Source organism: Curtobacterium sp. MCBD17_023 (genome assembly GCF_003224415.1).
Lineage (GTDB): Bacteria > Actinomycetota > Actinomycetes > Actinomycetales > Microbacteriaceae > Curtobacterium.
In genome coordinates this window covers 71,752-82,787 of the sequence record NZ_QKLJ01000011.1, presented here as the reverse complement: position 1 = coordinate 82,787, position 11,036 = coordinate 71,752, and the positions used below count along the sequence as shown (strand labels likewise).

At 71.6% G+C, this 11,036-nt stretch carries 9 protein-coding genes; all 9 read right to left on the bottom strand.

Annotation, left to right across the window (positions count from 1 at the left end; genetic code table 11):
- Window positions 1-450: 450 nt before the first annotated feature.
- The 9 genes from tyrS to DEI84_RS12145 all read right to left on the bottom strand — a co-directional run bounded on the left by tyrS (window position 451) and on the right by DEI84_RS12145 (window position 10,991).
- Complete coding sequence (gene tyrS / locus DEI84_RS12185) at window positions 451-1,764, bottom strand: tyrosine--tRNA ligase (RefSeq protein ID WP_110891007.1); 1,314 nt, start codon at window positions 1,762-1,764, stop codon at window positions 451-453.
- 32 nt (window positions 1,765-1,796) lie between these two features.
- A complete protein-coding gene (locus DEI84_RS12180) occupies window positions 1,797-2,495 on the bottom strand; it encodes a DNA-3-methyladenine glycosylase (RefSeq protein WP_258371775.1) in 699 nt (232 codons plus the stop codon).
- Window positions 2,496-2,498: 3 nt separating this feature from the next.
- Window positions 2,499-3,968 (bottom strand): argininosuccinate lyase, encoded by a 1,470-nt coding sequence (gene argH / locus DEI84_RS12175; protein WP_181420441.1) that lies wholly within the window; start codon window positions 3,966-3,968, stop codon window positions 2,499-2,501.
- 175 nt (window positions 3,969-4,143) lie between these two features.
- The gene (locus DEI84_RS12170; RefSeq protein WP_110824039.1) at window positions 4,144-5,340 is read right to left on the bottom strand and encodes an argininosuccinate synthase; all 1,197 of its coding nucleotides are present in this window, start codon (window positions 5,338-5,340) and stop codon (window positions 4,144-4,146) included.
- 27 nt (window positions 5,341-5,367) lie between these two features.
- A complete protein-coding gene (argF, locus tag DEI84_RS12165; protein ID WP_258366017.1) occupies window positions 5,368-6,381 on the bottom strand; it encodes an ornithine carbamoyltransferase in 1,014 nt (337 codons plus the stop codon).
- Entirely contained in the window at window positions 6,378-7,604 is a 1,227-nt protein-coding gene (locus DEI84_RS12160; RefSeq protein WP_110891006.1) for an acetylornithine transaminase, read from the bottom strand. The genes argF and DEI84_RS12160 overlap by 4 nt, the downstream gene beginning before the upstream one ends.
- Window positions 7,601-8,677, bottom strand: a complete 1,077-nt coding sequence (argB, locus tag DEI84_RS12155) for an acetylglutamate kinase (RefSeq protein ID WP_258371774.1) — start codon at window positions 8,675-8,677, stop codon at window positions 7,601-7,603. Before argB ends, DEI84_RS12160 begins: the two co-directional genes overlap by 4 nt.
- A complete protein-coding gene (gene argJ / locus DEI84_RS12150; RefSeq protein ID WP_110891012.1) occupies window positions 8,677-9,837 on the bottom strand; it encodes a bifunctional glutamate N-acetyltransferase/amino-acid acetyltransferase ArgJ in 1,161 nt (386 codons plus the stop codon). The genes argB and argJ overlap by 1 nt, the downstream gene beginning before the upstream one ends.
- 56 nt (window positions 9,838-9,893) lie before the next feature.
- Window positions 9,894-10,991 (bottom strand): N-acetyl-gamma-glutamyl-phosphate reductase, encoded by a 1,098-nt coding sequence (locus tag DEI84_RS12145; RefSeq protein WP_110891005.1) that lies wholly within the window; start codon window positions 10,989-10,991, stop codon window positions 9,894-9,896.
- Between the last annotated feature and the right edge of the window lie 45 nt (window positions 10,992-11,036).

Below are 11,036 nucleotides of genomic sequence, written 5' to 3'. Positions count from 1 at the left end.
TGTGCACGCTGTTGAGTTCTCAAGGACCAGACGCACTCCCCACTCCACACCACCAGGATGCTTCGCCAGAGAGGCTGTCGCTCTCGATCCCACCGATGTCGTCGAACCCGCCAACACGAACCGTGCAGTCAGATCCAGTGGCTCATCCGGAAGGAGAGAACCGGTGGAGTAGTCATCCTAAGCGTCGAAGCGACCCAGCACAAGGCCAGATCTGAACTCCAGTGGAGGATGGTCCCGCTTGAGGGCCGACGTGCTCTGGGCTTCCGCTCCAGCCGCTCCGCCGCACCTTTGGGGTGACGAGGGATTACTTTACGCAGCCCCCACACCCACCACCAACCCACCCCACATCCCGGGCGTGTCGCACCATGCAACACCGGTGCCGCTCCCCGGGACGCCGAACGCCCGGCCCCTCTCGGGACCGGGCGTCGGGACTGGTCGGGACCGGCTGCGTCAGCCGAGCGTGACGCCGGCCAGCGTCTTCTTCCCGCGACGGAGGACGAGCACGCCACCCGGCATGGCCAGGGACGCCAGCGTCGCGGCCGCGTCCTCGGCACGCTCGTTGTTGACGTGGACGCCACCTTGGTCGACCGCACGCCGTGCTTCCCCGAGGGACTTGACGAGTCCGGTCTCCACGAGGGCTCGCGCCACATCGGCATCCCCGCCCAGCGACACCGTGCCGGGCAGCTCGGCGATCGCGGCGCGCAGGGTGTCGGCGTCGAGCGCGGTCAGGTCGCCGTTCCCGAACAGCGCTGCCGACGCGTCGATCGCGGCCTGTGTCGCGGCCTCCCCGTGGACCAGTGCGGTGACCTCGAAGGCCAGGGTGCGCTGGGCCTCCCGGCGGAACGGCTCGTCGGCGACGGCCTGCTCGAGGCGCTCCACCTCGGCGCGGGACAGGAACGTGAACTCGCGCAGGCGCGCGACCACATCGGCGTCCGCCGTGTTGAGCCAGAACTGGTAGAAGGCGTACGGCGAGGTCATCGTGCCGTCGAGCCAGATCGCGTTGCCCTCGCTCTTGCCGAACTTCGTGCCGTCCGAGTTCGTGATGAGCGGCGTCCCCAGCGCGTGCGCGGACACACCCTCGGTCCGACGGATGAGTTCCGTGCCCGAGGTGAGGTTGCCCCACTGGTCGGAGCCACCGGTCTGCAGCGTGCACCCGTACTGGCGGTAGAGCTCGCGGAAGTCCAGGCCCTGCAGGATCTGGTAGCTGAACTCGGTGTAGCTGATGCCGGCGTCCGAGTTCAGCCGGGCGGCGACGGCGTCCTTCTTGAGCATCGAGTTGACGCGGAAGTACTTGCCGATGTCACGCAGGAAGTCGATCGCGGACAGCGGCGCGGTCCAGTCCAGGTTGTTCACCAGCCGGACGCCGTTGTCCCCGTCGGCGCTGAGGAACCGGGACACCTGGCCCTGCAGCCGTCCCACCCACTCCTCGACGGTCTCGCGGGTGTTGAGCGTGCGCTCGGCCGTGGGACGCGGGTCCCCGATGAGACCGGTCGACCCGCCGACGAGCGCGAGCGGCTTGTGCCCGGCCAGCTGCAGTCGACGCATGGTCAGCAGCTGGAGCAGGTTCCCGCAGTGCAGCGACGGGGCGGTCGGGTCGAACCCGCAGTAGTACGTCACCGGTCCGGCGTCGAGGGCCTCTTGCAGTGCGGTCTCGTCGGTGGAGACGTGCACCAGACCACGCCAGCGCAGTTCGTCCCACACCGAGGCGAAGGTGGGGTCGTTCTGCTGGCGCGTCAGGACGTCGGGATCGGTATCACTGGACACCCCGTCATCGTACCGGCCTGCTCGGCGCCCCCTCAGCCGATGGCGCCCTTGTGCCGGCGGTACGCCGACACGGTCGAGTCCCCCGGCAGCCAGAACCGCCACGGGAACGCCGCTCCCCCGGCCACCCCACCCACGCCGGTCCGCGGACCGCTCGCGACCAGGCCGCCGGACAGGAGGTCGTCGACGACCTGCGCCACCGGGGCGGAGGCGAGCCGGGCCTCCAGGGCGGGAGCCAACCGCAGCGTGTACGGACCGGAACCGTCGAGGACCGAGGTGCCGTCGTCCACGCCGAGGACCGCGCCGAGCGCGACGCCGAGGTTCCCCGGTCCGCGCGCGAGCGCCACGTCGGCCACGGTGGGTCCGCGACGCTCGCGGGCGACGTCGGTGCCCGCGACCACCGCAGCCCCGCGGAGCAGGGACCCGGACGACTGGCCGGCGGGGCCGCTCACGACGTTCACGCACGTGTGGATGCCGTACGACCGGTAGGCGTACAGCGTCCCGGGCGGACCGAACAGGTGCCGGTTGCGCGCTGTCATGCCGCGGTGTCCGTGCGAACCCGGGTCGACCGCGCCCGAGTAGGCCTCGACCTCGGTGATCCGCAGGGTCACGCCCTTGCCCGTGATCGTCGCGCCGAGGAGCGCTGGTGCGCACACCGGCGCGGGCTCGCGCAGCAGCGCGAGCAGCGCATCCGACGGCGTCGGCGTCGGCGTCGGCGTCTGCTCAGGGGACACGGTTCACCGGGTGAAGGGCGTCCCGGCCGCGATCTCCCGGACGGACCGGGTCAGGGCGGCGAGTTGCTCGGCGACCCGCTCGGGTGCCGTGCCGCCGACGCCCCGACGGGACGCGACGCTGCCCTCGATCGTGAGGACCGTGCGGACCTCCGGGGTCAGGTGCTCCGAGACCGCGGCGTACTCCGCGTCCGTCGGGTCGTCGAGGTCGATGCCGCGCTCCTCGCAGTACCGGACGAGCGCGCCCGAGACCTCGTGCGCGTCACGGAACGGGACACCCTGTCGGACCAGCCACTCCGCGACGTCGGTCGCCAGGGAGAACCCCTGCGGTGCGAGCTCCGCCATCCGGGCGGTGTCGAAGGACAGGGTCGCGATCATGCCGGTGAAGGCGGGGAGCAGGACCTCGAGCGTCGCGACCGAGTCGAAGACGGGCTCCTTGTCCTCCTGCAGGTCGCGGTTGTACGCGAGCGGCAGGCCCTTGAGGGTGGCGAGGAGGCCGGTCAGGTTGCCGATCAGCCGACCGGACTTGCCGCGTGCGAGCTCGGCGATGTCCGGGTTCTTCTTCTGCGGCATGATGCTCGACCCGGTCGAGAAGCCGTCGTGGAGCCGGACGAAGCCGAACTCCTTCGTGTTCCAGAGGACGACCTCCTCCGCCAGGCGGGAGACGTCGATGCCGATCTGGGCGAGGACGAAGGCGAACTCGGCGACGACGTCCCGAGCGGCGGTCGCGTCGATCGAGTTGTCGGCGGGCCGGTCGAAGCCCAGCTCCTGCGCGATGGCGGCCGGGTCGAGTCCGAGCGAGCTGCCCGCCAGCGCACCGGCGCCGTAGGGGCTGACACTCGCGCGGCCCGCCCAGTCGCGAAGCCGCTCGAGGTCCCGCACGAGGGGCCAGGCGTGCGCGAGCAGGTGGTGCGCGAGCAGGACCGGCTGCGCGTGCTGCAGGTGCGTCCGGCCGGGCATGATGGCGCCCTCGTGTTCGGACGCCTGCTGGCTGATCGCGTCGACGAGGTCGATGACCATCCGGCCGATCCGACGGCCGTGGTCGAGCATGTGCATCCGGCCGAGGGTCGCGATCTGGTCATTGCGGCTGCGGCCGGCGCGGAGCTTCCCGCCCAGCTCCGAGCCGACGTCGGCGATGAGCAGGCGCTCGAGCGCGCCGTGCACGTCCTCGTCGGACACGTCCGGCTGCAGGGAGCCGTCGGCATGCGCGTCCTCGAGTCGGTCGAGGCCGGCGAGCATCCGCTCGAGTTCGTCGGCCGTCAGGTACCCCGCCACCTGCAGCGCCCGGGCGTGCGCGCGGGAGCCGGCGATGTCGTACGGCGCCAGCTGCCAGTCGAAGTGCGTCGACTTCGACAGGGCGGCGAGTTCCGCGCTCGGACCGTCCGCGAACCGGCCACCCCACAGGGCGCCCGTGTTCGTCGCGTCGGTCTTGCTGCTGCTGTCGTCCGGCCGGGAGGCTCGGGGGGCGTCCGTCATGAGGGTCCTGCGTCGTCTCGGGTCGGGTCGGTCGGGGGTCGGGGGTCGATGCGGTCCGGGGTCGGCGCGGTCCGGGCGGTGCGCCTGCCGGACTGGCGGCGACGGGACGGGCGCGTGCCGCGCCTCCCGTCCGGCGAGGACGACGGGACCGACCGGTCCCGCCGCCCTCGGTCGGTCAGTTCGCCAGGTCGCGGCGGGCGGAGATCTTGCTCGGCAGCGACCACAGTTCGATGAAGCCCTTGGAGAGCGACTGGTCGAACGTGTCACCGGTGTCGTACGTGGCGAGGTCGAAGTCGTAGAGGCTCTGCTCGGAGCGACGACCGGTCACCGTGGCACGACCGCCGTGGAGCTGCATGCGGATGTCGCCGGACACGTACTCCTGCGTCGAGTCGATGAAGGCGTCGAGGCTGCGCTTCAACCCACCGAACCACAGGCCGTCGTAGACCAGGTCGGCCCACTCCGACTCGACACCGCGCTTGTAGCGGTTGACGTCGCGCTCGAGGGTCAGGCTCTCGAGCTCCTCGTGCGCGGCGATGAGCGCCATCGCGGCCGGGGCCTCGTAGACCTCGCGCGACTTGATGCCGACCAGGCGGTCCTCGACGACGTCGATGCGGCCGACGCCGTGCTTGCCGGCGAGGGCGTTGAGTTCCTGCACGACGCGCAGGACGCTGAAGCGCTGACCGTCGATCGCGACCGGCACACCCTGCTCGAACGTGATCGTGACCTCGTCGGCCTCACGGTCGACGGCGGGGTCCTGCGTGTACGCGTACAGGTCCTCGATCGGGGCGTTCCACGGGTCCTCGAGGAACCCGGTCTCCACCGCGCGACCCCAGACGTTCTGGTCGATCGAGTACGGCGACTTCTTGCTCTGCAGGATCGGCAGGTCGTGCTCCTGCGCGTAGACGATCGCCTTGTCACGGGTCAGCGCGAGGTCACGGACCGGGGCGACGCTCGTCAGGTCGGGGGCGATCGCGGCCACGGCGGCCTCGAAGCGCACCTGGTCGTTGCCCTTGCCGGTGCAGCCGTGCGCGACGCTGTCCGCGCCGAGCTGCTTCGCCGTGGTGGCGAGGTGCTTCGCGATGAGCGGCCGGCTCAGCGCCGAGACGAGGGGGTAGCGCTTCTGGTAGAGCGCGTTGGCCTTGAGGGCCGGGACGAGGTAGTCGTCCGCGAACTCGTCCTTCGCGTCGATGACGACCGACTCCACCGCGCCGCAGTCGAGCGCGCGCTGACGGATGGCGTCCATGTCCTCGCCGCCCTGGCCGACGTCGACGGCCAGCGCCACGACCTCCTTGCCGGTGGCGTCCTTGAGCCAACCGATCCCGACGGAGGTGTCGAGCCCTCCTGAGTACGCGAGTACGACGCGGTCTGCCATGGGTTCTCTCCTGTGTGGTGGTGGTTGTCAGTTGCCGGGGGTCGCCACGTCTGCGGCGGTCGCCCCGTCTGCGGCGGTCGCCCCGTCTGCGGCGGTCGCCCCGTCTGCGGCGGTCGGGGCGTTGGCGGCGAGGAGCCAGGCGAGCAGGGCCTTCTGGGCGTGCAGGCGGTTCTCCGCCTCGTCCCAGATGATGCTGCGCGGTCCGTCGATGACCTCGGCGGTGACCTCGTAGCCGCGGTCGGCGGGCAGGCAGTGCATGAACACGGCGTCGTCCGCGGCGTGCGCGAGCAGGTCGTCGTCGACGCGGTACCCGGCGAAGGTGGCGAGCCGCTGCTGCTTCTCGTCCTCCTTGCCCATCGAGACCCAGGTGTCGGTCACGACGACGTCGGCACCCGCCACCGCGGCGACCGGGTCGGTCACGACGAGCACGGACCCGCCGGTCTCGGCGGCGCGGTGCTCCGCGTCCGTCACGACCTGCGGTGCGGGCGAGAACTCGACCGGTGACGCGACACGCACGTGCATCCCGGCCGTCGCGCAGGCGAGCAGGTACGACTGCGCCATGTTGCTCGCGCCGTCGCCGACGAACGCGATGGTCTGCCCGGCCAACGCGCCGCGGTGCTCGCGGATGGTGAGCAGGTCGGCGAGGAGCTGGCACGGGTGGAAGTCGTCGGACAGCGCGTTGACGACCGGCACCGTGGTGCTCGCCGCCATCTCCTCGAGCCCGGCCTGGCCGTAGGTGCGCCAGACGATCGCCGACACCATGCGCTCGAGCACGCGGGCGGTGTCGGTCGGGGTCTCCTTGCCGCCGAGCTGGCTGTTCGCGGTCGAGATGATGAGTGGGCTGCCGCCGAGGTCGCTGATGCCGACGTGGAAGGACACCCGGGTGCGGGTGGACGACTTGTCGAAGATCACGGCGACGCTCTGCGGACCGGCGAGGGGCTTGGCGCCCCACCGGTCGCGCTTCATCTCGACGGCGAGGTCGAGGATCGCGGACTGCTCGGCCTGCGTGAGGTCGTCGTCCCGGAGGAAGTGGCGGGTCATGCGGAGGTCTCCTGGTCGGCGCCCTCGACGGCCGCCATGCTCTGGGCGAGGATCGCGAGGAACGCGTCGATCTCGGCGTCGGACACGATGAGCGGCGGCGCGATGCGCAGGCTCGACTCGTTCGGTGCGTTGATGATGAGTCCGCGCTCGAGCGCGGCGGCGGAGACCGCGGCGGCGACCGGGCGACGGAGGCCGACACCGATGAGCAGGCCGCTCCCCCGGACCTCCTCCACCAGGTCGGAGCCGAGTGCGGTGATCCCGGTGCGGATGCGCTCGCCCTTGACGACCGCACCGGCCACCAGGTCCGCGCGCTCGATCTCGGCGAGCACCGCGTTCGCGACGCGGGTGCCGAGCGGGTTGCCGCCGAAGGTCGAGCCGTGCTGGCCCGCCGAGAACAGGTCGGACGCCCACCCGAAGGTCACGAGCGCCCCAATCGGGAAGCCACCGGCGATGCCCTTGGCGACCGTGATCGCGTCCGGGACCACGCCCGTGTTCTGGAAGGCGAACCAGGCGCCGGTGCGGCCGATGCCGGTCTGGATCTCGTCGAGGACGAGCAGTGCGCCGTGCCGCTCGGTCAGGGCCCGCGCGGCCTGCAGGAACCCCTCGGGCAGGTCGACGACGCCGGCCTCGCCCTTGATCGGCTCGAGGATGAGCGCCGCGACGGTGTCGTCGACCGAGCGCTCGAGGGCCTCGATCGACGTCTCGATGTGCTCGACGCCCGGGATCATCGGCAGGAAGTCCTGCTGGAGGGCGGGCTTGCCGGTGAGCGCGAGCGCGCCCATGGTGCGGCCGTGGAACGCCTGCTGCAGCGCGAGGATCTTCGTCTTGCGCCCGTCCGCGCCGCGGTTCAGCCGAGCCAGCTTGAACGCCGCCTCGTTGGCCTCTGCGCCGGAGTTGCCGAAGTACACGCGGCCCGCGTCGCCCGCGCCGGAGATCCGCTTGAGGCGTTCGGCGAGCTCGAGCTGCGGCGGCGTCGCGAAGTAGTTCGACACGTGCACGAGCTTCGCTGCCTGGTCGCTGATCGCCTCGACGAGCGCCGGGTGGGCGTGGCCGAGCGAGTTCACCGCGATGCCGGCGAGGAAGTCGAGGTACTCGTTGCCGTCGACGTCCCACACCCGGCAGCCCTCGCCGCGCTCGAGCATGATCTTCGGCGGGGTCAGGGATCGCATGAGCGACGCCCCGAACCGGTCGTTCCAGGTCTCGGTCTGCGTCTCGGTGCTCACCGTGCTGTGCCCTTCTCGTCGTCGTGCGGAGTCGTGGAGTCGTCGTCACGCCGGGCGACGTGCTGGCCGCCCGGGACGTCGTCGTGGCCGCTGCCCGGGGCGTGGACCGCCGCGCGTCGGCCGATCTCGGCGTGGGTGTTCTGGTTCTCGGTCCGGCGACTCGGGTCCGGGATGACCTCGGTGCCGGCGCCGCGGAGGGTGAAGACCTCGAGCAGGATCGAGTGCGGGATGCGGCCGTCGATGATGGTCGCGCCACCGACCCCGCCGACCACGGCGTCGAGGCACGCGGTCATCTTCGGGATCATCCCGGACTCGAGCGACGGCAGCAGCTGGCGGAGTTCCTCGACCGCGATGAGGTCGATGATCGAGTCGCGGTCCGGCCAGTTGCGGTACAGCCCGGGCACGTCCGTCAGCATCATCAGCTTCGACGCGTTCAGCGCGATCGCGAGTGCGGCCGCCGCGGCGTCGGCGTTCACGTTGAGCGCCTGGTCCGGGTGTGCGTCGTCGATCGCGATGCTCGACACCACCGGGATGCGGCCGGCATGGATCGCGGCGAGGACCCCGGACGGGTCGACATGGGTGATGTCGCCGACGTGGCCGAGGTCGAAGTGCTCGCCGTCGACGACGACGCCCTTCTTCTCGCCGGTGAACAGCGACCCGCCGTCGCCGAACACCCCGACGCCGAGGCCGTCGCCGTGCTCGTCGATGAGGTCGACGATCTCACGGTTCACCTCGCCGGCCAGGACGTCGCGGACGACCGTGATCGCCTCGGTCGTCGTGACGCGGTAGCCGCCGCGGAACTCGGACTGGATGCCCTGCTCCTCCAGCGCCGCGGAGATCTGCGGACCGCCGCCGTGCACGACGACCGGGTGCAGGCCGGCGTACCGGAGGTAGACCATGTCCTCGGCGAACGCCCGCTTGAGGTCGTCGTTCACCATCGCGTTGCCGCCGAACTTGACGACGACGATCTTGCCCGAGAACCGCTTCAACCACGGCAGGGACTCGATGAGGGTCGCGGCCTTGACGGTCGCGAGCTCGTGCTCTTCTTCCTTCGAGAGGTCCGCGTCGCTCATCAGCTGGAGTACGCGCTGTTCTCGTGGACGTAGTCGTGCGTCAGGTCGTTCGTCAGGATCGTCGCCGCGGCCGTGCCGACCCCGAGGTCGATGAGCACGTGCGTGTCCCGCGGGCTGAGGTCGACGTCGTCGCTCGGCTGGTCCGGGGCACCGGCGTGGCACACCCGCACCCCGTTCATCGAGACGTCGACCGCGTACGGGTCGAACTCGGCGTCGGTCGTCCCGATCGCGGCGAGCACCCGCCCCCAGTTGGGGTCGTTGCCGAAGACCGCCGCCTTGAACAGGTTGTTGCGGGCGACGCTCCGGCCGACCGTCACGGCCTCGTCCTCGCTGACCGCGCCGACGACCTCGATCGTGATGTCGTGCGCTGCGCCCTCGGCGTCCTGCTGGAGCTGGCGGGCGAGGTCGGCGCAGACGCCGGTCAGGGCCCGCTGGAAGGTCTCGGCGTCGGGGGTCGTGCCCGAAGCACCGGAGGCCATGAGCACGACGGTGTCGTTCGTGGACATGCACCCGTCGGAGTCCACGCGGTCGAAGGTCACGCGGGTCGCCGCGCGCAGGGCCCGGTCGAGCTCGTCCGCGGGCAGTGCCGCGTCGGTGGTGATCACCACGAGCATCGTCGCGAGGCCGGGTGCGAGCATGCCCGCGCCCTTCGCCATCCCGCCGACCGTCCAGCCGTCGACCGAGACGACGGACTGCTTCGGCTTCGTGTCGGTGGTCATGATGGCGGCCGCGGCGTCGGGTCCGCCGGCACCGTCGAGGGCGTCGGCGGCGAGCGTCACGCCGCGGAGCACGCCGTCGCGGAAGGTCTGGTCGCCGACGCCGATGAGCCCCGTGGAACACACGACGACGTCACCCGCTCCGATGCCCAGCGCGTCGCCCACCGCCTCCGCGGTGAGGTGGGTCGTCTGGAAGCCGAAGGGACCCGTGAAGCAGTTCGCGCCTCCCGAGTTGAGGACGACGGCACGGGCGATGCCGTCGCCGACCACCTGGCGGGACCAGATGACCGGGTGCGCCTGCGCACGGTTCGTGGTGAAGACGGCCGCCACGGCGTCCGAGGGGCCGTCGTTGACGACGAGCGCCACGTCCGGCTTGCCACTCGTCTTCAGGCCGGCGGTGACGCCGGCTGCACGGAAGCCGGCGGCGGCGGTGACGCCCTGCAGGGCACCGTCGGTCGCCGGGAGGCCCGTGGTCGCGTCGGCGCTGTCGTTGCGGTCGGTCACGGGGCGACTCCGTCCACGCTGAGGCCCAGGGTCTCGGGGAGCCCGAGCGCGATGTTCGCGGACTGCACGGCGGCACCGCCGGTCCCCTTGGCGAGGTTGTCGAGCGCGGAGACGGCGACCACCCGGCCGGCGGCCTCGTCGACCGCGATGCCCACGAGGGCGGTGTTCGCCCCGATGGTGTCGGCCACCCGGGGGAAGACGCCCTCGGGCAGCAGGTGCACGAAGGGCTCGTCGGCGTAGGCCTGCTCCCAGGCGAGCCGGACGTCGTGCGCGGTCACCCCGGGGGCGAGCCGAGCGGTCGTGGTCGCGAGGATGCCGCGGGCCATCGGTACGAGGACAGGCGTGAACGAGACGCGGACGTCCGACGCACCGGCCACGCGGAGGTTCTGCTGGATCTCCGGGACGTGGCGGTGCTTCCCGCCCACGGCGTACGCGCTGGCGGACCCCATGATCTCCGCCGCCAGGTAGGTGGACTCGAGCTTCTTGCCGGCACCGCTCGGTCCGACGCTGAGGACCGCGACGATGTCGTCCGACTCGACGAGGCCGGCCTGCACCCCGGGCTGGATGCCGAGCGTGACCGCGGTGACGTTGCACCCGGGGACGGCGATCCGCTTGGTGGCCGCGAGTTCGGTGCGCTGCCGGCCCTGCGGCACGATGTCGTCGACGTCCCGCCACTCGTCCGCGGCACCGGGGGCGGGCGGCGCGTGCAGGAGCTCGGGCAGCCCGTAGGTCCAGGCGCCGTGGTACTCGCCGCCGTAGAACGCGGCCCACGCGGCCTCGTCCGTCAGCCGGTGGTCGGCGCCGCAGTCCACGACGAGCGTGTCCGCGTCGAGCTCCGCCGTGATCGCGCCGGACTGGCCGTGCGGCAGGGCGAGGAACACCACGTCGTGCCCACGGAGGTTCTCCGGGGTCGTCTCCACGAGGGTCAGGTGCGCGAGCGACCGCAGGTGCGGCTGCGTCGCGATGAGCGGCTGTCCGGCGTTCGAGAACGCCGTCACCGTCCGCACGTCGAACTCGGGATGAGCGGAGAGGATGCGCAGCAACTCGCCACCCGCGTAGCCGCTGGCACCAGCCACGGCGACGGATACGGACATGGGTTCCACCTTTGGTCGGACTGTTCGTCGAGGGAGTCGGAGGCG

What these genes read in the sequence shown, in the direction of transcription:
- argH (WP_181420441.1), bottom strand. Translation starts at nt 3,968, where the DNA reads ATGACGGACGCCCCCCGAGCCTCCCGGCCGGACGACAGCAGCAGCAAG.
- DEI84_RS12170 (WP_110824039.1), bottom strand. Translation starts at nt 5,340, where the DNA reads ATGGCAGACCGCGTCGTACTCGCGTACTCAGGAGGGCTCGACACCTCC.
- argF (WP_258366017.1), bottom strand. Translation starts at nt 6,381, where the DNA reads ATGACCCGCCACTTCCTCCGGGACGACGACCTCACGCAGGCCGAGCAG.
- argB (WP_258371774.1), bottom strand. Translation starts at nt 8,677, where the DNA reads ATGAGCGACGCGGACCTCTCGAAGGAAGAAGAGCACGAGCTCGCGACC.
- DEI84_RS12145 (WP_110891005.1), bottom strand. Translation starts at nt 10,991, where the DNA reads ATGTCCGTATCCGTCGCCGTGGCTGGTGCCAGCGGCTACGCGGGTGGC.